The following is a 24,636-nucleotide window of genomic DNA, read 5'->3' as shown; positions in this document are numbered from 1 at the left end:
AACGAGGAGCACCCGTGCCCCAGGACACCTACGACTACGACGTCATCGTCGTCGGCTCCGGCTTCGGCGGTTCCGTCGCCGCCCTGCGCCTGACGGAAAAGGGCTACACCGTGGGCGTCCTGGAGGCCGGCCGCCGCTTCACCCGCGAAACCCTCCCCAAGAACTCCTGGGACATCAAGAACTACCTCTGGGCGCCCAGGCTCGGCTGCTTCGGCATCCAGCGCATCCATCTGCTCGGCAACGTCATGGTGCTGGCCGGCGCGGGTGTCGGCGGCGGCTCGCTCAACTACGCCAACACCCTCTACGTCCCGCCGAAGGCCTTCTTCGACGACCCCCAGTGGCGTGACATCACCGACTGGCAGGAGGAGTTGAGTCCCTACTACGACCAGGCGCAGCGCATGCTCGGCGTACGGCTCAACCCGACGATGACCCCCTCCGACGTCCACCTGAAGGCGGCGGCGGAGAAGCTCGGCGTCGGCGACACCTTCCACCTCGCCCCCGTCGGTGTCTTCTTCGGCGACGGCAAGGACGCCTCCGGCGAGGCGAAGGCCGCACCCGGCGACCAGGTGGCCGACCCCTACTTCGGCGGTGCCGGCCCCGCCCGCAACGCCTGCACCGAGTGCGGCGAGTGCATGACCGGCTGCCGGCACGGCGCGAAGAACACCCTCAACGAGAACTACCTCCATCTCGCCGAGCGGGCGGGCGCCGTCGTCCACCCCATGACCACCGTCGTCTCCGTCACCGACGACTCCCGGGGCGGCTACGCGATCGCGACCCTGCCCACCGACGACAAGAAGGCGCAGGGCCGGATCCTCACCGCGCGCCGGGTCGTCGTCGCGGCCGGCACCTACGGCACCCAGACGCTGCTGCACCGGATGAAGGCCGGCGGCCAACTGCCCTATCTCTCCGACCGGCTGGGCGACCTCACCCGTACCAACTCCGAGGCCCTGGTGGGCGCCCAGACCGACGACCGCCGCTACCGCAGGGCGCACGGCACCCCGAAGGCCGACTTCACCAGGGGCGTCGCGATCACCTCGTCGATCCACCCGGACGAGAACACGCACATCGAGCCGGTCCGCTACGGCAAGGGCTCCAACGCGATGGGCGGCATGTCCATCCTCCAGGTGCCGTACGCGGAGGGCTCCTCCCGCGTCCTCGGCTGGCTGGCGAACGCGGCCCGCCACCCGCTGCTCGTGCTGCGCTCGCTCTCCAACCGGCGCTGGTCCGAGCGGACCATCATCGGCCTGGTGATGCAGTCGCTGGACAACTCCCTGACGACGTACCTGAAACCGGACGGCGTCGGCAAGGGCCTGCTCACCGCCCGGCAGGGGCACGGTGCCCCCAACCCCAAGCAGATCAAGGCCGCTTCCGAGGCCGCCACCGTGCTCGCCGCCGAGATCAACGGCTTCGCCGGCAGCAACGTCGGCGAACTGATGGGCACCCCGCTCACCGCGCACTTCCTCGGCGGCTGCCCGATCGGCGACTCGCGCGAGAGCGGGGTCATCGACCCGTACCACCGGCTCTACGGCCACCCGGGCATCTCGGTCGTGGACGGCGCGGCCGTCTCGGCCAACCTGGGCGTGAACCCGTCCCTCACCATCACCGCGCAGGCCGAGCGCGCGATGTCGTACTGGCCCAACAAGGGTGAGGCGGACCCGCGGCCCCGGCAGGGCGAGGCGTACCAGCGGCTGCGGGCGGTGGAGCCGCACCGCCCCGCGGTCCCGGCGGAGGCTTTCGGAGCGCTGCGCCTGCCGTTCCTCGACGTCCCGGCCGTCCCCCCGAAGAAGTAGGCCCGGGCGTCACGCCTCCGGACGCCGAAGAGGGACCTGTGCCCCCCTCCGAGCCCAGGTCCCTCCTCGTCCGGTGCGCGCGGCCGCCGTGCGACGACGGTCCGCGCGACCTCGTTCACATGGCTACGCGCTCACCCCGGCCTTGCGGCGCCGCACCACGAACACCGCGCCGGCGCCGGCCACGACGGCGACTCCGCCGACGAGGCCGATGACCGGGAGGGCCGAACTGGAGCCGGTCTCGGCCAGGTTGCCGGTCGGCAGGTCGGAGACCTCGCCCTGCGGCCGCTTCACGGAGTCCTTGCCGCCGTCGTCGCTCGGCGTGGCCGTACCCGGGTCCGGGTTGGACGAGCCGGCCTTGAGGACCGTGAAGTCGTACTGGGCCCAGCCCTCGGCGATGCAGTCCTGGCCGTCGACCTTGTCGAGGTAGGCGCCGGAGCCGAAGGAGTAGGCGTCACCCGCGGGCGCCTTGGCGTCGATGGAGACCCGCAGGTCGACCGACTTGCTCGCGCCGGACTTGAGCTTCTCCACGTAGAAGAAGTAGTCGCCGGCCCAGTCGTCGCTGCCGATCCGGTCCCAGGAGCCGGTGTCGGGGTTCTTGAACTCCAGGTCGACGTACGGGCTGAGGAACTTCGACTCGCTGAGCTCGTAGTTCTCGATCTCGGCGTAGAAGGCGACACCGTCGACATCGGTCTTGGACTCGTTGGTCACCACCAGCTTGAAGCCGTGGAAGCCGTCACCCGCGACGATCTTGCCGGGCAGGCCCTTGATGTCGGCGGACACCTTGGCGTTGCCGAAGTCCTCGTCGAGGTCCTCGCAGTACGGGACGTCCGGGTCGGACGGGTCCTCGCTGGGTTCCGCCGACTCGGACGGCTCGGCCGAGGCGGACGTGCTGGCACTGGCACTGGCGCTCGCGCTGTCGCTGGGCGAGGCGGACGCCGACGCGGACTCGGACGCCGGCGCGCTCTCGCTCGGCGAGACGGAGTCCGACGGGGAGGCCGAGGCGGAGTCGCTCGGGATCTCGCTCGGCGCGCTCTCGGACGCGGACGGCAGGTCGTCCGCGAAGGCGGCCGGCGCGGACAGCAGGGCCATGGGTGCGATGGCAGCCGTGGCGGCTGCTGCGGCCATGGCGCGGCGAAGCTTCATGAGGACCCCCGTGAATCAGGTACGGCAGGCGGATGTAACCGCTGGTTCCGCTGATGTGACCGGTGAATCCGGTGAATGGTTGCCTCCACATTCACCGAATTCTTATGTGACGGTCATCACTTCCGGGTCCGCGACGGGGTGGGCATGTCCACAGCGGATTCCGAGGTTATTCTCGCCCCCGTCGAACGGCCGAGCGAGAGAGTGCCATGTCTGACAGACGGTCCGAGCAGTCGCCGGGGGACGAGCCGTCGTCGTCCTCCTCCATACCCGATGAGGTGTGGGAGCGGTTCATTCGCGATTCCGAGCGCGACATCCGCAGGTCCGCTCCGAAGGAGCCCTCCGCCCGTGCCCGTCAGGTGACCGAGCGGCTCAGGGGGCAGCAGGAGCCCGAGGGCTGGCGGACCGGGCCCGCCTGGCAGGAGATGAACGGGCGGACCACGCGGCGCCGCAAGGTGTGGGCGGTGATCGGCCTGCCGGTGGCGATCGCCGTCGCCGTGGTGGCGATGCGGCCGTCGCTGATCCCCGGCGATCCCTTCGGCTCGGCCTCCGGCGCGGACACCGCCGTCACGCAGCTTCCCGCCGAGACCGCCGCCCCGACCGCGGCACCGTCCGCGGTCGCCCCCGAAACCCCCACCCTGGCCCACCCGTTCGCCGGTTCCCCGGCGCTGCGCTGGGCCGACGGCGAGGCCGGCATCGTGCTGCCGAAGGCCACCGCGCTCGGCTCGATTCCCAAGGACCGCGTCGAACTGGCCCTCCGGCAGACCAGGAAGCTGCTGGTCGACGCGAACCTCAACCCCGAGGTCGTGGCCGGCGCGCACCCCGACGCCGCTCTCGCAGTGCTCGACCCCAGGCAGCCCCGCCTCCTCGACGAGCTCGACACCGCGCTGCGCCACCCCAGCAAGGCCCACGACCCGCTGTCCCTCTTCAGCCGCTTCGACCCCGAGGACGTGATGCCGGCCGGCAAGGTCGTCAAGACCCGCGGCCGGATCACCTTCGCCAAGGGCAAGTTCGCGGGCGTGGCCGTGCACGCGGACTTCACCTTCGTCTACCCGGTGGTCCCCGTCGACGGCTCGGGCGAGGTCACCCGCACGATCGTGCGCCGGGTCGTCGACACCGAACTCCCCGACCCGACGCGCTACCGGGTCACCCCCGGCCGCCTGACCCTGGTGAGCTACGACGAGGACGCCGGCAACTCGGCCTGCGGCATCGACGACGGTTTTCTGCACCCGCAGTTCCCGTCCCACGCGCCGACCGGCAGCGCGTCGCCGAGCGGTCCGTCGGTCGACCCGTACGACCGCAGCCGGAAGATCGGGGAGGGTCCGAAGGGGTGCGGCACGGTGAGCCGTACCTAGTCGTACGACCTGCCGCGTCCTGCGATCCCGGCCGCGGGATGGGCGAAGGGCCCCGCAGGACGGAGCCGCGGGGCCCTTCTTCCGTCAGCACCGACGTCAGGGCAGCGTCGGTGCCTGGGAGCGGCGCCGGGGGGTTGCGCCGCTGGTCTCCGTGCCCTGTGCCACCGTCCGTGCCCCGGCGCACTCGGCGCGTACGGCAGGTCTCGACCTTGGACGGGCGATCGGCACACGGGTAATTCCGTTGCCTGAACTGGGACTTGGGAGCTTGTGAGGGCTGTGGGGGCCCTCTGGGCATCGTGCTGGATGCACGGGGCCTCCGCAACCGTTTGACCCAGCCCTTGTGCATTTTTGCAATTTTCCGCCGGTCGGCCCCGGGCGTCCCCGGAGCCGGCCGTCTCAGGTGTGACCGGGCTGCTGTCCCCTGCCGTCCGGTCACGTGACTGGAGCGAGGTCCCACGGCGCACGGCATGATCCGTACGCCTCATCGCTCCAGTGAGCCACGCGTGGTTCTCTTCGGGCCCGCCCCTGGCTGGCGCGGACACCCCACCAACGAAGCGGGTCGCGTGCCGGTCACGCGCCGTACGGGTGAGAAGGCCCCGAACTCAGATCCGTCCGAACTCAGATCCGCCCGCGGCACAGTTCGAGGAGTGTCATGGCCAGGGCGGTGCCCGGCCTGCCGAGCGCCTCGCTGTAGTGGCCGAGGACCTCCATCTCCCGGGACAGGTTCACCCGGCGGCCGCCGGAGGTGATCCGGGCCTCCTGGATGACGGCGGAGACCGCCATCCGTTCCTGGATCAGGCCGATGATGCGGTCGTCGAGCGTGTCCACGCGCTCCCGCGCGCCGGTGATCACATCGGCGGCCTCGGCGGTACGGGCACCGGTCCTCTCGGCGGGGCTGACGGTCGTCATGTCGGGGCTCCTCGTTCTCGGAAGGTTCTCGGAGGGGGCTCGGAGGGAGCCCCGGACCGGCACGATCCGGAGAAACACCAGGCGCCCCGGACCTTGTCGGCCCGGGGCGCCTGGGGAAGTCGCCTGTCAGTTGCTCAAGCGGCACGACCATGGCAGCCGGCGGACCGGTTGCCATAGGTAAAGGAGAAGGTCGTCTGCGTGAGCATGGAGGCGAGTATGCCACAGCACCTCGTCAGGGTGTCGCCCGCCCGCCCCGTTAGAATCGGTAACCACAGACCCCCGCCCCACCGCCGGAAGGCACCCCGTGTCATCAGCGACTCCCGCTGCCGCCACCCCCGACACCGTCCTGGTCGTCGACTTCGGCGCGCAGTACGCCCAGCTCATCGCCCGCCGCGTCCGCGAGGCCCGGGTCTACAGCGAGATCGTGCCCAGCACCATGCCGGTCGCCGAGATGCTCGCCAGGAACCCGGCGGCGATCATCCTCTCGGGCGGCCCCTCGTCCGTGTACGAGGAGGGCGCACCCCGCCTGGACCGCGCGCTCTTCGAGGCCGGCGTCCCCGTCTTCGGCATGTGTTACGGCTTCCAGCTGATGGCCCAGGTCCTCGGCGGCACCGTCGACAACACCGGAGCCCGCGAGTACGGCCGTACCGACCTGCACGTCTCCCGGACGTCGTCCACCCTCTTCGAGGGCACCCCGGGCGAGCAGCACGTGTGGATGTCGCACGGCGACGCCTGCTCCGCCGCCCCCGAGGGCTTCTCCGTCACCGCGTCCACGGACGTCGTCCCGGTCGCCGCCTTCGAGAACGACGAGAAGAAGCTCTACGGCGTCCAGTACCACCCCGAGGTCATGCACTCCACGCACGGCCAGCAGGTCCTGGAGCACTTCCTGTACCGCGGCGCGGGCCTCACCCCGTCCTGGACCACCGGCAACGTGATCGAGGAGCAGGTCGCCCTCATCCGCGAGCAGGTCGGCGACAAGCGCGCCATCTGCGGTCTGTCCGGCGGCGTGGACTCCGCCGTCGCCGCCGCGCTCGTCGCGCGTGCCATCGGTTCCCAGCTGACCTGCGTGTACGTCGACCACGGGCTGATGCGCAAGGGCGAGACCGAGCAGGTCGAGAAGGACTTCGTGGCCGCGACCGGCGTGAAGCTGGTCGTCGTGGACGCCGAGGAGCGCTTCCTGACCGCCCTCAAGGGCGTCTCCGACCCGGAGGAGAAGCGCAAGATCATCGGCCGTGAGTTCATCCGGGTCTTCGAGCAGGCGCAGGCCGAGATCATCGCGGACGAGGGCCCCGAGGTCGCGTTCCTGGTGCAGGGCACGCTCTACCCGGACGTCGTCGAGTCCGGCGGCGGTACCGGCACCGCCAACATCAAGTCCCACCACAACGTAGGCGGTCTGCCCGAAGACCTGGAGTTCAAGCTCGTCGAGCCGCTCCGCAAGCTCTTCAAGGACGAGGTCCGCATGGTCGGCCAGGAGCTCGGCCTGCCGGAGGAGATCGTCCAGCGCCAGCCGTTCCCCGGCCCCGGCCTCGGCATCCGGATCGTCGGCGAGGTCACCAAGGAGCGGCTCGACCTGCTCCGCGACGCCGACGCCATCGCCCGCGAGGAGCTGACCGCGGCCGGCCTGGACCGCGACATCTGGCAGTGCCCGGTGGTCCTGCTCGCGGACGTCCGCTCGGTCGGCGTCCAGGGCGACGGCCGCACCTACGGTCACCCGATCGTGCTGCGCCCGGTCTCCTCCGAGGACGCCATGACGGCCGACTGGTCGCGTCTGCCGTACGACGTCCTCGCGAAGATCTCCACCCGGATCACCAACGAGGTCCGGGACGTCAACCGGGTCGTCCTCGACGTCACCTCGAAGCCGCCGGGCACCATCGAGTGGGAGTAGCGGGCCCTATGTGCGCCTGACCGTGCGCACGGGCTCGCCGGGCAGCCAGGCCTCGACGACCAGGTACCTGTCGTCCTCGACGTGGGTCCGTACGACCTCCGTCAGCTCGGTACGGAAGAGGTGGAACGGTCCCTCGGGCACCACCACCTCTTCCGTGAACCTCCCCTTGACCGCCGCGTCCGTCACCTCGTACGCCCGTCCGCCGATCCGGACGTCTCCGCCGCCCATGCCGGTGCCGTCCCCCGGGTTCGCCTGGAGCGCGAACCTCGGGTCGCGCAGCAGGTCCAGGGCCTTCACCGAGTCCGGCATCATGCCGAGCCAGAGCTCGCCGTCGAGGAACCGGACCTCCAGGCCCGAGGTACGGGGGGAGCCGTCCTTGCGGAGCGTGGCCAGGACGTGATGGGGGTGGGTGAGGAAGCGGGCCTCGGCGGTCCGGGCCAGGTCGGGCGCGGCCGTGGCGAAGTCCGCCCAGCGGGCGGCGGGGATTCCGGTTGCGGGGGTTGTGCGTGTCATACGAGTCAGTCTGCTGCCGATACCCGACATCTTCTGTCGTGTTGTGAGCGCGGGCGTCATCTTTACAGAACAGCTCTGTTTTCCTGCGCTGACCGACGGTAACTTCCGGCCGTAACACAAACCCAGTGCTGGAGGACCTATGCACGGGCCGACTCCGCCCCTGCCGCTGCCCACCGATCAGCTCCGGTTCGCGATGCCGCCGATGCACGAGTCGCTCGACGACGAGCGCCGGCATCGCAAGGAACGGCTCGCGGGCGCGCTGCGGATCTTCGGACGGGCCGGATTCGAGGACGGAGTGTCCGGGCACATCACCGCCCGCGACCCCGAGTACTCCAACTGCTTCTGGGTCAACCCGTTCGGCATGCCGTTCAAGCACGTCACCGTCAGCGACCTCGTCCTGGCCAACCAGGACGGCCAGGTGATCGAGGGCCGCTACCACGTCAACCAGGCCGCCTTCACCGTGCACGCCCAGGTGCACGCGGCCCGCCCGGACGTCGTGGCCGTCGCCCACTGCCACTCCGTGAACGGCCGCGCCCTGTCCGCCCTCGGCGACCTCCTCGATCCGATCAGCCAGGAGAGCTGCGCCTTCTACGAGGACCACGCCCTTTATGACACCTACACCGGGGTCGCCGTCGACGCCGAGGAGGGACGCCGGATCGCCGGCGCCCTCGGCTCCGGCAAGGCACTGGTGCTGCGCAACCACGGGCTGCTGACCGTCGGCGACTCGGTGGACGCGGCCGCCTGGTGGTTCATGTCGATGGAGAAGTCCGCGCAGGTCCAGCTGACCGCGAAGGCGGCCGGCCGCCCGCTGCTCATCGACCACAAACTCGCCGTCGCCACCCGCGAACAGCTCGGCGGCGACCTGGTGGCCTGGATCAACTACCAGCCCCTGTGGCAGGACATCAGCCGCGCCGAACCGGACCTGCTGAGCTGACGGTCTCAGAAACCCCTGAGCACGGCCGCCTTCGTCAGCGCGAACTCCTCGTCCGTGAGCACCCCGTCCCGGTGCAGCTCGCCCAACTCCCGCAGCCTGCCCAGCAGTACGTCGTGATGGTCGGCCGACCGGCGCGGCACGGCGGGCGGCGGCCGGTCCCGGTCGGCGTACTCCGCGCCCGCTCGGGCCGAGGGGTGCGGCAGCCGGGCCGTGACCGCCGCCGCGACCAGCGCCGTCAGCAGATCGCGACGCACACTGCCCCACAGGTCCAGGGCGTAGGGGTCGCGTTCCGCCGGGAGCTTCGAGAACACCGCCTCCCGGGTCACGAACCGCAGGAACCCGTCCTCGTAGCCCGAGTTGGGCAGCCACTCCACCTGCACCAGGTCGCCGACGCCGATGATCCGCGGCCCGGTCGCCCGCTTGACCCGGTCGGAGGTGTCGGCCCAGTCGATCCGCACCTGTGTACCGTCGAACGACACCGTGCCGTCCGAGGACCGCACCGAGACCGGCACCGGCGGTCCCGGCAGCAGATACGCCTTCGTCGGCTCCGTCGGGATCTGGTCCAGCAGCAGCGACTGCCGGATCTCCGCCACGACGTACTCCGCCACCCCGGACCGGTCCCCGTCCACCGTCAGCCGATACGGATCCGCAGGCTCCGGCAGCCGGCCGCCGGTCGCCTGCAGCAGCGGATCCGCGCCCTCGCGCAGCCGCATCCGCAGCCGCCCGTGCTTGCGCTCCGGCTCGTACACCACCCCCGACACCGCCTCCAGCGGCACGGCGATCTCCCCGTACGTCTGCCGGAACAGCGGAACGGAGCGGTGCCGTCCCGGCGTGATCCGGATCGTGCTGCCGTCGAAGGCCCAGGTCCCGTCCCGCTGGATGATCTCGGCCATGGGGGAATTCTCGCAGCCAGGTCAACCTGTCGGCCGTACCTTCACCCCATGTGACCGGCCCGCTGACCGCGAACAGCGTGGCGTAGGGCACAATTCGCTCTCGACACAAGGGAGTTGCACGGCGTTGTCCGGCCCCGGGGAGGGCCCTGCGCGCCGTGCCCCGGGCGTGGGGAAGGCAGGCGTCGGGCGTGGCGGTGCAGGAGGCGAGACAGGGCGCCGGTTCGGGTGTCCACGGGGGCGGGTGCGCGTGCGGGGACTGTCCGCACGGGGCGCGCGAGGGGCACCGGCGGGCGGTCGCCGCATTCCTCCTCAAACGCGAGGAGTTCGCGGCCGGCCAGGGGCTGCCCGCGGCGGTGGCCCACTCCGCCTCCGCCTCCCGCCAGTGGGTCTCCGAGGAACTCTCGCAGTCCGCCGAGGTGGTCGCCGAACGCGGCCGCGCCGAGGGCGAGGCCTGGCTGGCCCGGCTGTGGGTGCGCACCGTGGTCACCGTCTGGGCAACCGTAGTGATCATGCTGCTCGCCCAGTCCCTCACCGCGATCGGCGCCGGCTGGACCAGCGCCCGCACCGCCGGACTGGTCGCCGCCGTCGTCGTGGCCCTCGCCCTGACCGCCGGCTCCTGGTTCCACCGCTCGCGCGGCGGAGTCCTCGCGCCCGTGATCGGCGAGGACAACCGCATGTCCACCTCCCGCACCGTGGCCGCCTCCTGGGTCGTCTTCGTCGCCTACGCCGTGCTCGTCCTGGCCGGCCGTCTGGCCGTCGCCTCCTCTCCCGCCGACCGGGACGCCCTGATCTCCGGCCTCGACCTCGCCCGCGGCGTCGGCGTGGTGACCGTCCTCGCCGTGGTCAGCGGCATTGCCGTCCTGGTACGCCGGGTGGTCGGCCTGCGCATCGTCGGCCAGCGTCTGCAGAAGGTGCGCGCACACCGCCCCCGCGCGGCCGACCTGCTCACCGACGACGCCGGCCGGGGCACCTTCGCCGACATCCAGTACGTCGTGATCAGCGCCGTCGCCCTGGTCTTCGCCGCCGTACGCCTCGCCCGCCGCCCCGACCAGCTCCCCGACCTGCCCTGGGGCCTGGCGACGGTGGTCCTGATCTCCGCCGCGACCTACCTCGCCGGCAAGTACGCCGAGGGCGGCCGGCCGGTCATCCTCTCCGTCGTCCGCGCCCGTGAGGCCGGTGACCTGGACGCGCCCATCCGCACGGGCGACGACATCGAGATCCGCGGCACCGGCTTCGTCCCTCCCGGCGCCCAGACCGCCGACCGGCTCGCCCGGATGGTCGTGCGCGTCGGCGCGGTCAACGTCCACGTCCCCCTGGTCCCCGTCGCCGGCGGCTTCAGCAACCCGACGGACAGCCTTCTCACCGTCCCGGTGCCCGCCGAGGTGGAGCCCGGCTCGGTGGAGATCCAGGTGGTGACGGCGGCCGGGGCGGCCACCAACCGGTGCGTGGTCGAGGTGACCGAGTAGCGGGAACGGCCGGGTGACCCTCCGACAGGTGGCCGGGCGGGTGACGAAGACCGGCCGAAATTCGGAAAAACATCCGCAGGAGGATTGAGCCGGTCGGAGTTGCCGTACGTATGGTCTGTTGAGAGCCCTGGGTACAGCGGCGAGAGGCGGCTAATGGCGATGACTCACGGCATTCGTACGGACACGCACCCCCCGTATCTCGACGGCGATCGTGGTCTGCGGGACACCGCCACCCGATACGCCCTCCTTCCTCTGCGGATCTTCCTTGGCGTCACGTTCATCTACGCCGGCCTGGACAAACTGACCAGCAGTGAGTTCCTGAAGTCCGGCGGCTCCGGCTCGATCGGCGACACCATGCGCGCGGTCCGTGACTCCGCCGCGATCCCGGCTCTGGTCGACCTGGCCCTGAAGAACCCCGTCGGCTTCGGCACCGCGATCGCCATCGGTGAGGTCGCGGTCGGCCTCGGCACCCTCTTCGGGCTGCTGGCCCGGGTGGCCGCCCTCGGCGGCGCGCTGATCTCGCTCAGCCTCTGGCTGACCATCAGCTGGGCCAACTCCCCTTACTACTACGGCAACGACCTCGCCTACCTGATGGCCTGGCTCCCCCTGGTCCTGGCCGGCGCCCCCTACCTCTCCCTGGACGCGATGCTGCGGGCCAGGCGCCGGCACCGGTCCGGCGGCCTGCGCTGACGGATCGGCTCCGCTAGCTCTCCGGTGTGCCGCGGCGCCTGCGTATCGCCCGGGTCAGCGCCGCGGTCACGCCTGCCAGGAACAGGCCCGCCACCATCAGGGGGATGGCCGCGAACCACTCGATGGTCCACAGGCCCGCCGCGTCACCGGCGTAGGCGACACCCGTCGCCGTCAGGAAGACGCCCACGATCAGCCGTCCCGGCTGGAACTCATGCCGCAGCACGGCTCACCTCCACCTGTCCCGCGCCGACCTGGAGATCCAGGTCGAGCGTGCCCGTGCTCTTCGCCCCGGCCGTCGGCCGCAGCGTCACGTTCTTGTGCTTGCCCGGTGCCACGTCCACGTCCCTCTCGTCGTCACCGGGCAACTGGATGTCGCCCACCCCCACGTCGATGCTCATCCGCACGGTCACGTCCGCCGGCACGACGATCCTCAGCCGGCCCGCCCCCACTTCGGCGGCCGTCGACACCGTCTGCCCCTCGGCGATGCGTATGTGTCCGAGGTCCAGGGTGGCGACGCCGGTCCCCAGGTCGTACGCCGGCCCCACCTGGGCCGCGGTCGCCGGGGTCCAGGACTGCCGCGTCCAGTGGGTGCTGATGTCGGACGGCAGGGCCGTCGACGCCGCGAGCAGACCCGCCGTGACGAGCGCCAGGAACAGCGAGCCGGCCCCCGTACGTCCCAGGAACGAGCTGACCGCGGTGCCCAGCCCGAACACGATCAGGGCGCAGGCCAGACCGGTCTGGAGGCTGGCGCCCAGCGGGTGCGCGTCCCAGGTCAGGCCCGTGCCCAGGCCGCCCGCCAGCAGCGCGAACAGAAAGATCCAGCCGCCGATCCACCGCGGTCCGCGCGGCCTCGGGGGCGTGCTCCGCCGGGCGCTCCTGTCCTGGCCGTGGACCCACGGGGTGCTCAGCCGGAAGTCGGGGCCTGGGACCGTCCGGCCACGGGCCTCGGCGGGACCCCACAGATAGCCGGTGCCCCCGACATGCGTGCCGTCCTTGACGATCGGGTCGCGCCACCACGAGGGGTAGGTGACCGAGATCGGCGGTGCCTGGGCCTCGGGAGGGGCGTCGGCAACCGTCTGGGCGGCCAGCGGGTCGGGGTCCGGGGCACCCCGCCGCCGCGACCAGTACCCGGCGCCCGCCAGCAGCACGGACAGGACGACGGCGAACGCCAGCACGCCGCCGTTCCTGATCATCGTCAGCAGGACTCCGCAGCCGACCAGCGCGAACAGCACGGCGGCCAGGGCCTGTCCGTCGACCCGGCCGGTCAGCAGCTTGCGGACCTCGTTCTCCTCGTCGTCCTCGTACGGAACGAAGAGCCAGGCGAAGCCGTAGAAGAGGAGACCGATGCCGCCGGTCGCGGCCAGCACGGCCAGCGTGATGCGGAAGATCACCGGGTCCAGGTCGGTGTGACGGCCGAGCCCCGCGCACACACCCGCGATCATCTTGTGCCGGCGGTCGCGCCGGAACCGGGGGAGCGCCTCGGCGCCGGTGCCGGCGGCGGCCTCCGTCCCGGGCGCCCCCGGCCCGTGCGTCTCCGCCGCGGCGGGCGCGGCATCCGACGGCCCGGGACCCGGTGCGGGCCGCGGGCCGGGGCCGGGTCCCGGACCCGTCGCGGCGTGCTCGTGATCAGTCATGAGTCAATGGTGACGGGCGAGCCGCCGCAACGGCAGTCGGGATGACCCTGGCCGAACCCTGAAATCGGCCCCGAGGCCGGGCCGGGAACCGTTCGAACCGAGCCCGGGCGACGGCCTCCGGGCACTCGCGGCCGGGGACTCGGGCCCTCGGCCGCCGCGGGGTCGGGCTCCGGCCGCTGCGGCTTCGGGCAGTCGCCGTCATGGTTTCGGGCAGTCGCCGTCGCGGCTGGGGGCTCTCGCCGCACGGAACTCCGGCGACCTGCCCCGGGGAAATCCGAAGATCAGGGGAGTATCCGGGGCCGACCCTGATGCCCGGGGACTTGCGGCGTGTGAACATCGATGGCATGCCGGAAGCCGCAGCAGTGCCCCTCGACGACCCGCGGCCGCCGCGCAAGCTCTACCGCAGCAGCGACGGTCGTTGGCTCGGTGGGGTGGCGCGGGGCCTCGCCGGGCACCTCGGCCTGCCCGTCGTGTGGGTGCGGCTCGTCTTCGTCGGCCTGTTCATGGCCAACGGCCTCGGCGCGCTGCTGTACGCCGCGTTCTGGTTCTTCGTGCCCCTCGGCCTCGGCGGTGTCGGCGGCCAGAAGCCACCCTCCCTGGTCACCACCGAGACCTCGGCCGACGGCCGCCGCAGACTCGTCGCCCGCAGACCCGACAGGGGCCAGATCGTCGCGCTGCTCCTGATGGTCGTCGTGTCCATGGTGTTCGTGGGCAGCGTCAACCTCACCAACGGCGCCAAGGCCTACCTCCTGCCGGCGGTCCTGGTCGCCGCCGGTGTGGCGCTCGTGTGGCGTCAGGCGGACAACGCCCGCCGGGCCCGCTGGGTCGAGGTCGGCAGCCGGCGCCGCACCCTGTCGCTGCTGCGCGCGGGCGTCGGCGTCCTGCTCGTGACGGCGGGAGTCTCGGGCGTCTTCGTCATGCAGGGCTCCGCCGCGCACATCGGGGCGGTGCTCCAGGCCTCGCTCGCCGTGCTCGTCGGCATCACGCTGCTCGCCGGGCCGTATCTCGTGCGGATGACCCAGGACCTCTCCGAGGAGCGGCTGATGCGCATCCGCGCCCAGGAGCGCGCCGAGGTCGCCGCCCACGTCCACGACTCCGTGCTGCACACCCTCACCCTGATCCAGCGCAACGCGGAGAACGCGAACGAGGTGCGCCGCCTCGCCCGCGCCCAGGAGCGCGACCTGCGCACCTGGCTCTACAAGCCCGAGGGCACCGGCAAGGACGAGGCCGACGAGCCCGCCACCCTCGCCGAAGCGGTCCGGCGCAACGCCGCGGAGGTCGAGGACAAGCACGGCGTCCCCATCGAGGTCGTGGTGGTGGGCGACTGCCCGCTCGACGAGCGGACGGGCGCACAGATGCAGGCCGCGCGCGAGGCAATGGTCAACGCCGCCAAGTACGGTGGCGAGGGCGGCGCCGTCCAGGTCTACGCCGAAGCCGAGGGCAGGACGGTCTTCGTGTCCGTCCGCGACCGAGGTCCCGGCTTCGACCTCGATTCGATACCCGGCGACCGCATGGGTGTCAGAGAATCGATCATCGGCCGCATGGAGCGCCACGGCGGCACGGCACGGCTGCGGTCCGTGCCGGGCGGCGGCACGGAGGTCGAGCTGGAGATGGAGAGGGCGGAGAACACGTCATGAGCGACGCGACCGAGGCGAACGGCCCGGCGGAAGGCACGGAGAAGGCCGGGCGTCGGGTGCGCGTGGTCCTCGTCGACGACCACCGGATGTTCCGTACCGGTGTCCAGGCCGAGATCGGCCAGACCGAGCAGACCGGCGTCGAGGTGGTCGGGGAGGCCGCCGACGTCGACCAGGCGGTTTCGGTGATCACGGCGACCCGGCCCGAGGTGGTGCTCCTCGACGTGCATCTGCCGGGCGGGGGCGGGGTCGAAGTGCTGCGCCGGTGCGCCCCGTTGGCGGCGGACGCCGAACGACCGGTGCGCTTCCTCGCGCTGTCCGTGTCGGACGCGGCCGAGGACGTGATCGGGGTGATCCGCGGCGGTGCCCGCGGCTACGTCACCAAGACGATCACCGGCACCGACCTGGTCGACTCGATCTTCCGGGTGCAGGAGGGCGACGCCGTCTTCTCCCCGCGGCTGGCCGGGTTCGTCCTGGACGCCTTCGCCTCCACCGACGCCCCGCCGGTCGACGAGGACCTCGACCGCCTCACCCAGCGCGAGCGCGAGGTCCTGCGCCTGATCGCGCGCGGCTACGCCTACAAGGAGATCGCCAAGCAGCTGTTCATCTCCGTCAAGACGGTCGAGTCCCATGTGTCGGCGGTGCTGCGGAAGCTGCAACTGTCGAACCGGCACGAGCTGACCCGCTGGGCGACCGCGCGACGGCTGGTCTGAGGCGGCTCCGGACAGGCCCCGCAAGCTGGGTTCACACCACTCGTGTCGCCCCCGCGAACGGCATCTCGTCGATGGGGGCGATCCGTACCGGGGCCGACGGATTGGGGGCGTGGATCATCTGGCCGTTGCCGATGTAGATGCCGACGTGGCTGATGCCCGAGTAGAAGAACACCAGGTCGCCCGGCTGGAGTTCGGAGCGTGAGACCCGGCGGCCGGCGTTGATCTGGGCGTAGGTGGTGCGGGGGAGGGAGACGCCCGCCGAGCGGTAGGCGGCCTGGGCGAGTCCCGAGCAGTCGAAGGCGTTCGGGCCGGTGGCGCCCCAGACATAGGGGCTGCCGAGCTTGTCGTAGGCGTACGCGACGGCGGCCGCGGCCCGGGAGCCGGAGGCGACGGCCCTGCCCGGGGCCAGGGTGGTGCGGCTGCCGGAGGCCGAGCGGGAGGCGCGTGAGGGGTCGCCGGCCGCCGTGACCGCCGTCCGCTGCCGCGGTGAGAGCCGGTCCAGCAGCCGCCGGGCCTCGTCGAGCTTGGCGGTGACGGTGGTCTTCTGCCGTCTCAGCTCGGCCTGCCGGGACCGCAGCGAGGTCAGCTCGACATGGGCCGCGCCACGCAGCTGCTCGATCTCCCGGAGCTGTCGCCGCACCCGCGCCACCGCGCCGGCCTGCGCGGCACCGGCCCGTTCGGCGAACGCGGCGTCGTCCAGGTACCGGTCGGGATCGCTGGAGAGCGCCAGCTGCCAGGCCGGGTCGATACCGCCCGCGCGGTACTGGGCCGCCGCGGCCAGGCCGAGCGCGTCCCGCGCGGAGTTGAGCTTCTCCTGCTTGCGGGCGGTCTCGTCCTGGAGCGCCCGGACCCGCCGCTGGGCCGTCTCGGCCTTCTCCTTCGCGCCGTCGTACTTCTCGGTGGCCGCCTCGGCCTCCTGGTACAGCTGGTCCACCTTCGCCTTCACCTGCGCCGGTGTCAGTTGCGGCTCGGCGTGTCCGGTCCCTTCGAAGCCCGTCGCGGTGGCCGCGCCCGCCAGGGCGAGGGTGACGGCCGTGCGGGCCGTAGTGCCGCTGAGCGAGCGCTGTCGGGGCTTGCGGTGCGCTGCCACCTGGACTGGTCACGTCCTCTCGTACGACCGCCGTGTCGCCCGTACAGGCGCCAGGGGAGCGCTTGACGGCCGCGGGTGCGGATCACGCGTCCGGCGGCGGCCCGCACAGGGGGAGCGGGCCGCCGCCGGACCTTCTCGGCGGTGGTGCCCGACTGCCGCCCCTGGCCCGGGCGGCGGTGGGGAGTCGGTCACCTGGGGGAGGACGCTAGGCCGGAGCGTGTCGGCTGGGTGACGTGATGCACGGTATTGGTGTGACCGGATCGTTACCCGACGGTATGTGACCGGGATTCCGGTCCGGAGCCGTCGGCTTAACAGGGCGGGATGACCGAACCGGCGGATCCGGGGCGAGCGGGCGCGCGGGATGCTATGGGTCGCATATATGCGACCGCGCGCGGCGGACGGTGGCGGGTGCCGAGGGAGGGGCCGGTGCCCCGCGCCCCAGGGGACCCTGATTAGGCTCCGGGGCCATGGACGTACTCATCCATCTCTTCGTCGGCCTGCACATCATCGGCATCGCCGCGCTCCTCGGCGGTTTCCTCACCCAGGTGAAGGCGATGGGCCAGGGCACGGCCCGGTTCGTCCCCGGGATGCTGCACGGCGCGTTCACCATGCTCGCCACCGGCGTCATCCTGGTCGGCCTCAACGAGGCCGACGACCACCACGTCAACACCGTCAAGATCGGTGTGAAGCTGGCGCTGCTGATCGTGATCCTCGGGCTCGTCTACGTGAAACGGGACGACGAGAAGGTGGAGAAGGGCGCCTTCGGTCTGGTGGGTCTGCTGACCGTGGCGAACATCTTCATCGCCGTGCTGTGGACGTGACCCTCAGGAAGCCCTGAGCGCGGCGCGGGTGGCCGCCACCGCGCCGCCGGCCAGGCCGCCCTCGCGGCCCGCACCAGCACCCGCCCCGGCCGCTCCGGCCAGGGCGTGCCCGCCGCCAGCATCGCCGCGCCCGTCATCCCCAGCGAAATGCGCGCGGCCCGCGCCCGTCAGGCCGGCCGTACCACGCTGTGGATGATCGACTCGCCGCCGTAGTAGATCGACTCCTCCCGGACGTAGGCGCCGGGCTTGGGGGCGTGGATCATCATGCCGTTGCCGATGTAGACGCCGACATGGCTGACGTCGTCGTAGAAGAAGACCAAATCGCCGGGGAGGGCGTCGGCGAGGGGGACGGTGGTGCCGGCGTTCACCTGGTCGTACGTGGTGCGCGGCAGCGAGACGCCCGCGGCCTTCCAGGCGGCCTGGGAGAGGCCCGAGCAGTCGTAGGATCCGGGGCCGGTGGCACCCCAGACGTACGGTTTGCCGATCTGCGCGCGGGCGAAGGCGATCGCCTTGGCGGCCTTCGTCCCGTAGGAGGAGCCGGAGGCGGAATCGGAGGCGGAGCCGGAGGACGAGGAGGAGCCGCCGGAGGAGGACGTCGACGACGAACCCCGCTGCTGCGCGGCTTGCGCCTGCTGCTTCGCGAGTTCCGCCGCCTTGCGGGCCGCCTCGGCCTGCTGCTTCTTCTCGATCTCGGCCAGCCGCGCCTTCTCCTGGGCCGTCAGCTGCGACAGCAGCTCCCGCGCGGACGCCAGCTTCGTCTGGACGGTGCTCTTGGCGGTCCTGAGGTCGTCCTGGGTCTCGGTGAGCGTCTCCAGGCTCCTGGCGGCCTCCTGCCGCTTCGCCATGGTCGCGGACTGCTGGGTGGCGTAGTCGTCCACCGCGCCCTTCTGCCGCGAGGTCAGCCGGTTCATCAGCTGCGTCTGGTCGAAGTAGTCCTGCGGACTGTCCGCGAGCAGGAAGGTCGAGGTGTCGGGAGCGGCTGCCCCGGTCCGGTACTGGGCCGCGGCGAAGGAACCCAGCTCCTCACGCGCCTTGTTGAGCCGGTCCGTGCGTTCGGCCACGTCGTCGAGCAGGGTGTCGACCTGCTTGCGCTGCTTGCCGGTCCTCTCCTTGGCCGCGTTGTACTTCTCGGTCGCCGACTCCGCCTGCCGGTACAGGGCGTCGACCTTCTTCTCGACCTCCTCCAGGCTGGGCTTGCCGTCCTCGTGAGGTGCGGCGTTGGCCGTCTGGGAGAGCAGCGCCACGGAGGTGAGGGCGGCGGTGGCCAGGGCGGGGGTGCGTATGCCTGCTACGCGCGTTGCGGACGGACGCGACTTGCGGTGCGACGCCAACGGGGGCGACTCCTTCCGTGCTCCGCCTACCGAGTTAGCTGTCGGGTTCGGGCGGGTGGTTCGGAAGGGTTGCCCTACGGTCCGTTCCCCGCGAGGGGGTCGGGCCCGATTCACCCCGAGGTCGGTGTGGGTCCCCGGCTCCGGATGCGCGGCGGCACCCCGGACTCGGCGGAGGCCGTACGGCCCGGCGACGTTCGCCGGTGGGGGTCGTACGGCCTGCCCGGCACGCTAACCAACTCGTGTGCTCTGTGTGAAGGTTGATGTGCGATATGCCCGATACATTTTCGTGACCTTGGTGGTGCGGGCCGATGGGATCGGCTCATCGGTGTGGATATGGGGCGACTTGTCCGGAGCGGTGGAATGGTCCGCGCCCCGACGGGCGGACGCGCGCCTGCTCACGGTGCGTGATCGCTGACCGTGAGGGGCTGGTTCTGGTGGGTGACGGGGGCGAGTTTCCGGGGCGGGGACCGGTTGTCGGTGGGGCGCCCTAGACTCGGAGAGCGATGAGCAGCCTCTTTGACGACAGCTTCCTGGCGAGCCTCCAGCCCCCGCACGGCCGCGAGGAGGAACCCCCGCCGCCGCCCGAGGACGAGCACGTACCGGAACCGATTCCGGACGATCTGTTCGGCGGGCAGTTCGACGCGCCCCCGGACCGGGACGCCTACTACCGCGACGGCGCCGCCCGCCCGGCCCCGGACCCGGCCGCGCTCCTGGAAGGGCTGAACGAGAACCAGCGCGCCGCCGTCGTGCACGCCGGCTCCCCGCTGCTGATCGTGGCCGGCGCCGGTTCCGGCAAGACGCGCGTGCTCACCCACCGCATCGCGCACCTGCTCGGCGCGCGCCAGGTGCACCCGGGCCAGATCCTCGCGATCACCTTCACCAACAAGGCCGCGGGCGAGATGAAGGAGCGCGTCGAACACCTCGTCGGCCCGCGCGCGAACGCGATGTGGGTGATGACCTTCCACAGCGCCTGTGTGCGGATCCTGCGCAGGGAGAGCAAGAAGCTGGGCTTCACCTCCTCCTTCTCGATCTACGACGCCGCCGACTCCAAGCGTCTGATGGCCCTGGTCTGCCGTGACCTGGACCTCGACCCCAAGCGCTTCCCGCCGAAGTCCTTCAGCGCCCAGGTCAGCAACCTCAAGAACGAGCTGGTCGACGAGGAGGACTTCGCCGCCCGGGCGAGCGACGGCTTCGAGAAGACCCTCGCCCAGGCCTACGCCATGTACCAGTCGCGGCTGCGCGAGGCGAACGCCCTCGACTTCGACGACCTGATCATGACGACGGTCAACCTGCTGCGCGCCTTCCCGGACGTCGCCGAGCACTACCGCCGCCGCTTCCGGCACGTCCTGGTCGACGAGTACCAGGACACCAACCACGCCCAGTACGCGCTGGTGCGCGAGCTGGTCGGGACCTCGGCTCACCCCGTCGACGTGCCGCCGGGCGAGAGCGACCTGCCGCCCGCCGAACTGTGCGTGGTGGGCGACGCCGACCAGTCGATCTACGCCTTCCGGGGCGCGACGATCCGCAACATCCTCCAGTTCGAGGAGGACTACCCGAACGCGACGACGATCCTCCTGGAGCAGAACTACCGCTCCACGCAGACGATCCTGTCCGCCGCCAACGCGGTCATCGAGCGCAACGAGTCCCGCCGCCCGAAGAACCTGTGGACCAACGCGGGCGCGGGCGCGCAGATCACCGGTTACGTCGCCGACACCGAGCACGACGAGGCACAGTTCGTCGCCGACGAGATAGACCGTCTGACGGACGCGGGCGAGGCGAAGGCCGGCGATGTCGCCGTCTTCTACCGCACCAACGCGCAGTCCCGTGTCTTCGAGGAGATCTTCATCCGCGTCGGCCTGCCCTACAAGGTCGTCGGCGGGGTCCGCTTCTACGAGCGCAAGGAGGTCCGGGACGTCCTGGCGTACCTGCGGGTGCTGGCCAACCCGGAGGACTCCGTCCCGCTGCGCCGGATCCTCAACGTCCCCAAGCGCGGTATCGGCGACCGGGCGGAGGCGATGATCGACGCCCTCGCCCAGCGCGAGAAGATCAGCTTCCCGCAGGCGCTCAGGCGCGTCGACGAGGCGTACGGCATGGCCGCGCGGTCGACCAACGCGGTCAAGCGGTTCAACACGCTGATGGAGGACCTCCGTACGGTCGTGGAGTCCGGCGCCGGACCGGCCACCGTCCTGGAGGCGATCCTGGAACGCACCGGCTATCTCGCCGAGTTGCAGGCCTCCACCGACCCGCAGGACGAGACCCGGATCGAGAACCTCCAGGAACTGGCCTCCGTGGCGCTGGAGTTCGAGCAGGAGTCCGGGGCGGAGGAGGCGTCGGTCGGGCTGTCGGACTTCCTGGAGCGGGTGGCGCTGGTCGCCGACTCCGACCAGATCCCCGACGAGGACGAGGAGGGCTCCGGCGTCATCACCCTGATGACCCTGCACACCGCCAAGGGCCTGGAGTTCCCGGTGGTCTTCCTGACCGGCATGGAGGACGGCGTCTTCCCGCACATGCGCGCCCTCGGCCAGACCAAGGAGCTGGAGGAGGAGCGGCGCCTGGCGTACGTCGGCATCACGCGCGCGCGGGAGCGCCTCTACCTCACGCGCTCGGCGATGCGCAGTGCCTGGGGGCAGCCGTCGTACAACCCGCCCTCGCGCTTCCTGGAGGAGATCCCGGCCGGGTACCTGGAGTGGAAGCGGACCGGGGCGATGGCGCCGGTGTCCTCCGGGCCCGCGTCGGGCGTGGCGGCCTCGCTCTCCTCGACCCGCTCGCGCTCCTCGGCGTCCGGCGCTTCCGGCTTCGCCACCCGGCGGACCTCGGAGAAGCCGGTGGTCTCACTGGCCGTCGGCGACCGGGTCACCCACGACCAGTTCGGCCTCGGCACGGTCGTCGGGGTGAAGGGCACGGGCGGCAACGCGGAGGCGACGGTCGACTTCGGCGACACCAAGCCGAAGCGGCTGCTGCTGCGGTACGCGCCGGTCGAGAAGCTGTAGACGGACGGGTCCCCGCCGTCGGCGGGGACCCACCGGACGATCAGGTGGGATCCAGCCCGTGGCTGCGCAGCCACGGCAGCGGGTCTATGGCGGAGCCTCCCGCGGGCCGGACCTCGAAGTGCAGATGCGGGCCGGTCGAGTTCCCGGAGTTCCCCGAGTACGCGACCGGATCTCCGGCCTTCACGGTCGTACCCGAGGCGACGCGGTACGACGAGAGGTGGCAGTACCAGGTCTCCGTGCCGTCCTTCGCCGTCACTATCAGCATGTTGCCGTAGGCGCTGTTCCACTTGGTGGAGACCACACCGTCGGTCGCCGCCATGACGGTCGTGCCGTAGGAGACGGGGAAGTCGATGCCCGTGTGGACGGACATCCAGTTCACACCGGCTTGGCCGAAGTAGGCGCTGAGCCCCCGCTGAGTCACCGGGAGGGCGTACTTGGGGCGCAGCCGCTCCTTGCGGGCCGCCTCCGCCGCCGCCTTCTTCTTCTCGGCCTCCTGCTGCGTCTTGAGGTCGATGCGTTCCTGGGTCCGGCTGGCCCGGTCGGCGAAGTCGTCGGCGCCGGCCGAGAGCGTCCTCAGCTGGGCGTCCAGCTTGCTGTTGGCGGCGGACGGTTTCACGGACTGCGCGCCCGACGCGGAGGCCGTGGTGTCCTGTCCGTCGCCGCCCGTCAGGGGCCCGACGGAGGCGGCCGCGATGCCGGCGACCCCCATCACGCAGGCCGAGGGCACGGCGACGGTCAGCAGTGCGGAGCGCTTGGGGGGCGTACGACGGCGGGAGCGAGCCCCCGCGCGAGCGCCGGCGCGTGTCGCGGCCGGAGCTGCCGGAGTGATCTCTTCCTGGTCCTCCAGGAGGGGCGTCACCGCGGGCAGCTCGCCGGTCGCGGCCGGCCCCCCGGCGTCCCCCGAGTCCTCTGTGAACTCCGCGAACTCCGCGAACTCGTCGTGGGGAACCGGCTCGAACATCTGGGTCGCCGACTGGTCGAAGGAGTCGGCGGGTTGCGGTTCGTGCCCGTGCTGGTGGTCCGGCTCCGCGGGCTGCGCCGGGGCGCCGTCGGAGTTCCACTGCGTGGCGTCGTACGCGCCGGTGTCGAAGGTCTGGGTGCCCCACTCCCACTGCTGGGTCGCTCCCGCCATGGCCGGCTGGTCGTGCTGGAGCCAGGCGTTCGCGTCCCAGTGGCCGCTGCCGTCGCCGACCGTCGTCCCCTGGACCGGCTGCGCCGCCTGTGGCGGGACGGCCCAGGTGGTGCTGTCGTAGGCGCCGGAGTCGTAGGCGGCGTGGTGCTGGGCCGCGTAGGGGTCGTAGTTCAGCGTGTGGTCGCCGGTCGTCTGCCACTGGCCGGCGTCGTACGCGCCGGTGGCCGGGGCCTGGCCGGGGAGATGCCCGAAGAGCGGGTCACTGTGGAACGAGGCGCCGGTGGTGGTGTGGTCGCCATACGTGGTGAAGTCGCCGTACTGGGCTTCCTGAGTGCCGTACGGCGCGTAGTGCGCCTGGCCGGCGTCGGAAGCCGGGGCCGGGGTGGTCATGGTCCCCGACGGGTGACGGTCGTTCACCAACTTCTCTTTCGCCTCGACAACAGGGGCTGCCAGAGCAGTGCGGCGACTGTACCCGGCGGTATACGGGCGCGACAATCTTCAACAGGTTTCGTGGTTTCGGGAAACGGGCATTCGGCCGTGTTTCGGGGGACGACGGGCGCGGGTTTGGCCTTGTGTTCGAGGAGTGTTCGAGATTTGAGTGGCCAAGTCGGGGGTGGCGGGCAGTGGTTGCCCGTCCGAACCGACCCGTATGACCGACTCGCTCCACTCGCTCCACTCGCCCGCCTCGACCGGCTCGCCCGGTTCGTTCTCGGGCGGCATCGTCGGATCGTCCCTGTGGACGTCGTCGTGGACGCCTTCGTGGCCGTCGTCGGTTCGTCTGCGGTTCGTCGTCAGGCGACCGTCAGGCCGTCCGCGACCCGTTCCTGCGAGTGCGCCTGGTCCAGGGCCTGCCGGATGCCGGTCGCGACCGCCGGGTGGACCGGCAGGGCGAGATGGCCGATCCCGGTGACCTGCACGTTCGTCGCCATCAGGTCAGGGTGGTCGATCCGTGCCGTCTCGATCGGCTCCATCAGGGAGTCGAGGTCGCTCCAGAAGCTGACGAACCGGGTGCGGCAGCCGGGCGCGGGCTGGGTCAGCTCCTCGATGACCTCCGAGCCGGGGCGCATCTGCCGCACGATCGGGTGCGCGTTTGCGAGCGGCACGACCCGGGTGCCGGAGTGCGGGGTGCCGAGCGTCACCACGGTGCGGACGCGGTAGTCGCCGCCGAGCCGCTGGACGTAGTAGCGGGCGATCAGGCCGCCGAGGCTGTGCCCGACGATGTCCACCTGGCGGCTGCCGGTGCGCTGGCAGATCTCCTCTATGTGCCGGCCCAGCAGACCGGCAGCGGTACGGATGTCGCAGGTCAGCGGCGAGTAGTTGAGCGACTCGACGCGCTGGCCGCCGTGCTGGGCCAGGGTGCGGCGCAGCAGGACGAAGACCGAGCGGTTGTCGATGAACCCGTGCAGCAGCACGACCGGAGGCGCCGACCGGACCGGCAGCAGCGCCGTGCCGTCCTGCGGTACCGGCTGCGCGGGAGAGCGGCGCTCCGGGGCGAGGCCGGTCGGATAGAGCAGCAGATGCCCGGCCAGGATCGCGGCTTCCAGCGCGGTCGACCTCAGGAGGGCCAGCGACAGGCCGGCGAGCCGGTCGGGAAGAAAACGACGGCAGAGCGGGAGAAAGGGCTCGAGTATCCCGGTGACCTTCATCGGCCGGCCTCCTGTCGGCGCGCGGAGGACCGCTCTGTCCCCCGCGTGCCCTTGTGGGAGGCCGGGCGAA

The 24,636-nt window shown here is 71.5% G+C and carries 20 protein-coding genes and 1 riboswitch; of the genes, 10 read left to right on the top strand and 10 right to left on the bottom strand.

From position 1 onward, the window contains the following. The first annotated feature begins 14 nt into the window (after window positions 1-14). Complete coding sequence (locus tag ACFXI4_RS10815; protein ID WP_384989420.1) at window positions 15-1,790, top strand: GMC family oxidoreductase N-terminal domain-containing protein; 1,776 nt, start codon at window positions 15-17, stop codon at window positions 1,788-1,790. 123 nt (window positions 1,791-1,913) lie between these two features. Here the strand turns inward: ACFXI4_RS10815 and ACFXI4_RS10810 are convergent, their stop codons facing one another. Beyond that, window positions 1,914-2,933: an LAETG motif-containing sortase-dependent surface protein gene (locus ACFXI4_RS10810; RefSeq protein WP_384989418.1), complete on the bottom strand. Its 1,020-nt coding sequence runs from the start codon at window positions 2,931-2,933 to the stop codon at window positions 1,914-1,916. Between the two features lie 206 nt (window positions 2,934-3,139). Here ACFXI4_RS10810 and ACFXI4_RS10805 point away from each other — a divergent pair, with 206 nt between their 5' ends. Further along, window positions 3,140-4,285 (top strand): hypothetical protein, encoded by a 1,146-nt coding sequence (locus ACFXI4_RS10805; RefSeq protein ID WP_384989416.1) that lies wholly within the window; start codon window positions 3,140-3,142, stop codon window positions 4,283-4,285. A 618-nt stretch (window positions 4,286-4,903) separates the two neighbouring features. On the opposite strand, the gene ACFXI4_RS10800 is transcribed toward ACFXI4_RS10805, so the two are convergent. Continuing rightward, window positions 4,904-5,194, bottom strand: a complete 291-nt coding sequence (locus tag ACFXI4_RS10800) for a chorismate mutase (protein WP_384989415.1) — start codon at window positions 5,192-5,194, stop codon at window positions 4,904-4,906. A 304-nt stretch (window positions 5,195-5,498) separates the two neighbouring features. Between ACFXI4_RS10800 and guaA the strand changes: the two genes are divergently transcribed. Next, on the top strand, window positions 5,499-7,079 hold the full coding sequence (guaA, locus tag ACFXI4_RS10795) for a glutamine-hydrolyzing GMP synthase (protein WP_362722539.1): 1,581 nt from the start codon (window positions 5,499-5,501) through the stop codon (window positions 7,077-7,079). A gap of 6 nt (window positions 7,080-7,085) precedes the next feature. On the opposite strand, the gene ACFXI4_RS10790 is transcribed toward guaA, so the two are convergent. Further along, window positions 7,086-7,592 carry a pyridoxamine 5'-phosphate oxidase family protein gene (locus ACFXI4_RS10790; RefSeq protein ID WP_362722536.1) on the bottom strand — a complete coding sequence of 169 codons (507 nt, stop codon included), beginning with the start codon at window positions 7,590-7,592 and terminating at the stop codon, window positions 7,086-7,088. Window positions 7,593-7,731: 139 nt separating this feature from the next. Here ACFXI4_RS10790 and ACFXI4_RS10785 point away from each other — a divergent pair, with 139 nt between their 5' ends. Continuing rightward, on the top strand, window positions 7,732-8,526 hold the full coding sequence (locus ACFXI4_RS10785) for a class II aldolase/adducin family protein (RefSeq protein ID WP_362722533.1): 795 nt from the start codon (window positions 7,732-7,734) through the stop codon (window positions 8,524-8,526). A gap of 5 nt (window positions 8,527-8,531) precedes the next feature. Here the strand turns inward: ACFXI4_RS10785 and ACFXI4_RS10780 are convergent, their stop codons facing one another. Continuing rightward, window positions 8,532-9,419: a DUF4429 domain-containing protein gene (locus ACFXI4_RS10780; RefSeq protein WP_384989413.1), complete on the bottom strand. Its 888-nt coding sequence runs from the start codon at window positions 9,417-9,419 to the stop codon at window positions 8,532-8,534. A 188-nt stretch (window positions 9,420-9,607) separates the two neighbouring features. Between ACFXI4_RS10780 and ACFXI4_RS10775 the strand changes: the two genes are divergently transcribed. Together ACFXI4_RS10775 and ACFXI4_RS10770 are read left to right on the top strand one after the other, a co-directional pair. Next, window positions 9,608-10,885 (top strand): hypothetical protein, encoded by a 1,278-nt coding sequence (locus tag ACFXI4_RS10775; protein WP_384989411.1) that lies wholly within the window; start codon window positions 9,608-9,610, stop codon window positions 10,883-10,885. Window positions 10,886-11,044: 159 nt separating this feature from the next. Beyond that, the gene (locus tag ACFXI4_RS10770) at window positions 11,045-11,575 is read left to right on the top strand and encodes a DoxX family protein (RefSeq protein ID WP_362722523.1); all 531 of its coding nucleotides are present in this window, start codon (window positions 11,045-11,047) and stop codon (window positions 11,573-11,575) included. 13 nt (window positions 11,576-11,588) lie between these two features. On the opposite strand, the gene ACFXI4_RS10765 is transcribed toward ACFXI4_RS10770, so the two are convergent. Both ACFXI4_RS10765 and ACFXI4_RS10760 read right to left on the bottom strand, forming a co-directional pair. Continuing rightward, entirely contained in the window at window positions 11,589-11,798 is a 210-nt protein-coding gene (locus ACFXI4_RS10765; protein ID WP_384989410.1) for a hypothetical protein, read from the bottom strand. After that, window positions 11,785-13,209 carry a PspC domain-containing protein gene (locus tag ACFXI4_RS10760; RefSeq protein WP_384989409.1) on the bottom strand — a complete coding sequence of 475 codons (1,425 nt, stop codon included), beginning with the start codon at window positions 13,207-13,209 and terminating at the stop codon, window positions 11,785-11,787. Before ACFXI4_RS10760 ends, ACFXI4_RS10765 begins: the two co-directional genes overlap by 14 nt. A gap of 344 nt (window positions 13,210-13,553) precedes the next feature. On the opposite strand from ACFXI4_RS10760, the gene ACFXI4_RS10755 reads away from it, so the two are divergent. Together ACFXI4_RS10755 and ACFXI4_RS10750 are read left to right on the top strand one after the other, a co-directional pair. Then, window positions 13,554-14,846: a PspC domain-containing protein gene (locus tag ACFXI4_RS10755; RefSeq protein WP_362729479.1), complete on the top strand. Its 1,293-nt coding sequence runs from the start codon at window positions 13,554-13,556 to the stop codon at window positions 14,844-14,846. Continuing rightward, entirely contained in the window at window positions 14,843-15,556 is a 714-nt protein-coding gene (locus tag ACFXI4_RS10750) for a response regulator transcription factor (RefSeq protein WP_351318292.1), read from the top strand. The genes ACFXI4_RS10755 and ACFXI4_RS10750 overlap by 4 nt, the downstream gene beginning before the upstream one ends. Before the next feature lie 31 nt (window positions 15,557-15,587). Here the strand turns inward: ACFXI4_RS10750 and ACFXI4_RS10745 are convergent, their stop codons facing one another. Then, the gene (locus ACFXI4_RS10745) at window positions 15,588-16,646 is read right to left on the bottom strand and encodes an NlpC/P60 family protein (protein ID WP_384989408.1); all 1,059 of its coding nucleotides are present in this window, start codon (window positions 16,644-16,646) and stop codon (window positions 15,588-15,590) included. Between the two features lie 467 nt (window positions 16,647-17,113). On the opposite strand from ACFXI4_RS10745, the gene ACFXI4_RS10740 reads away from it, so the two are divergent. Beyond that, complete coding sequence (locus ACFXI4_RS10740; RefSeq protein ID WP_384989406.1) at window positions 17,114-17,467, top strand: hypothetical protein; 354 nt, start codon at window positions 17,114-17,116, stop codon at window positions 17,465-17,467. Between the two features lie 167 nt (window positions 17,468-17,634). Here the strand turns inward: ACFXI4_RS10740 and ACFXI4_RS10735 are convergent, their stop codons facing one another. Then, on the bottom strand, window positions 17,635-18,798 hold the full coding sequence (locus tag ACFXI4_RS10735; protein WP_384989405.1) for an NlpC/P60 family protein: 1,164 nt from the start codon (window positions 18,796-18,798) through the stop codon (window positions 17,635-17,637). Window positions 18,799-18,806: 8 nt separating this feature from the next. Next, window positions 18,807-18,979: riboswitch (cyclic di-AMP (ydaO/yuaA leader) on the bottom strand. Between the two features lie 322 nt (window positions 18,980-19,301). On the opposite strand from ACFXI4_RS10735, the gene pcrA reads away from it, so the two are divergent. Beyond that, window positions 19,302-21,788 (top strand): DNA helicase PcrA, encoded by a 2,487-nt coding sequence (pcrA, locus tag ACFXI4_RS10730; protein ID WP_384989403.1) that lies wholly within the window; start codon window positions 19,302-19,304, stop codon window positions 21,786-21,788. A 40-nt stretch (window positions 21,789-21,828) separates the two neighbouring features. On the opposite strand, the gene ACFXI4_RS10725 is transcribed toward pcrA, so the two are convergent. Together ACFXI4_RS10725 and ACFXI4_RS10720 are read right to left on the bottom strand one after the other, a co-directional pair. Further along, window positions 21,829-23,337, bottom strand: coding sequence for a M23 family metallopeptidase (locus ACFXI4_RS10725; protein WP_384989401.1), 1,509 nt, complete (start codon window positions 23,335-23,337; stop codon window positions 21,829-21,831). 374 nt (window positions 23,338-23,711) lie between these two features. Then, window positions 23,712-24,566, bottom strand: coding sequence for an alpha/beta fold hydrolase (locus ACFXI4_RS10720; protein ID WP_362722278.1), 855 nt, complete (start codon window positions 24,564-24,566; stop codon window positions 23,712-23,714). Window positions 24,567-24,636 lie beyond the last annotated feature (70 nt).

The organism is Streptomyces sp. NPDC059224 (assembly GCF_042754285.1).
In the GTDB taxonomy this organism is placed as follows: Bacteria; Actinomycetota; Actinomycetes; order Streptomycetales; family Streptomycetaceae; genus Streptomyces.
Note: the sequence above shows the minus strand (reverse complement) of the source record. Positions and strands in the feature narration are given on the sequence as shown.

What these genes read in the sequence shown, in the direction of transcription:
- ACFXI4_RS10810 (WP_384989418.1), bottom strand. Translation starts at nt 2,933, where the DNA reads ATGAAGCTTCGCCGCGCCATGGCCGCAGCAGCCGCCACGGCTGCCATC.
- ACFXI4_RS10805 (WP_384989416.1), top strand. Translation starts at nt 3,140, where the DNA reads ATGTCTGACAGACGGTCCGAGCAGTCGCCGGGGGACGAGCCGTCGTCG.
- ACFXI4_RS10800 (WP_384989415.1), bottom strand. Translation starts at nt 5,194, where the DNA reads ATGACGACCGTCAGCCCCGCCGAGAGGACCGGTGCCCGTACCGCCGAG.
- ACFXI4_RS10790 (WP_362722536.1), bottom strand. Translation starts at nt 7,592, where the DNA reads ATGACACGCACAACCCCCGCAACCGGAATCCCCGCCGCCCGCTGGGCG.
- ACFXI4_RS10785 (WP_362722533.1), top strand. Translation starts at nt 7,732, where the DNA reads ATGCACGGGCCGACTCCGCCCCTGCCGCTGCCCACCGATCAGCTCCGG.
- ACFXI4_RS10780 (WP_384989413.1), bottom strand. Translation starts at nt 9,419, where the DNA reads ATGGCCGAGATCATCCAGCGGGACGGGACCTGGGCCTTCGACGGCAGC.
- ACFXI4_RS10770 (WP_362722523.1), top strand. Translation starts at nt 11,045, where the DNA reads ATGACTCACGGCATTCGTACGGACACGCACCCCCCGTATCTCGACGGC.
- ACFXI4_RS10760 (WP_384989409.1), bottom strand. Translation starts at nt 13,209, where the DNA reads ATGACTGATCACGAGCACGCCGCGACGGGTCCGGGACCCGGCCCCGGC.
- ACFXI4_RS10755 (WP_362729479.1), top strand. Translation starts at nt 13,554, where the DNA reads ATGCCGGAAGCCGCAGCAGTGCCCCTCGACGACCCGCGGCCGCCGCGC.
- ACFXI4_RS10750 (WP_351318292.1), top strand. Translation starts at nt 14,843, where the DNA reads ATGAGCGACGCGACCGAGGCGAACGGCCCGGCGGAAGGCACGGAGAAG.
- ACFXI4_RS10740 (WP_384989406.1), top strand. Translation starts at nt 17,114, where the DNA reads ATGGACGTACTCATCCATCTCTTCGTCGGCCTGCACATCATCGGCATC.
- pcrA (WP_384989403.1), top strand. Translation starts at nt 19,302, where the DNA reads ATGAGCAGCCTCTTTGACGACAGCTTCCTGGCGAGCCTCCAGCCCCCG.
- ACFXI4_RS10720 (WP_362722278.1), bottom strand. Translation starts at nt 24,566, where the DNA reads ATGAAGGTCACCGGGATACTCGAGCCCTTTCTCCCGCTCTGCCGTCGT.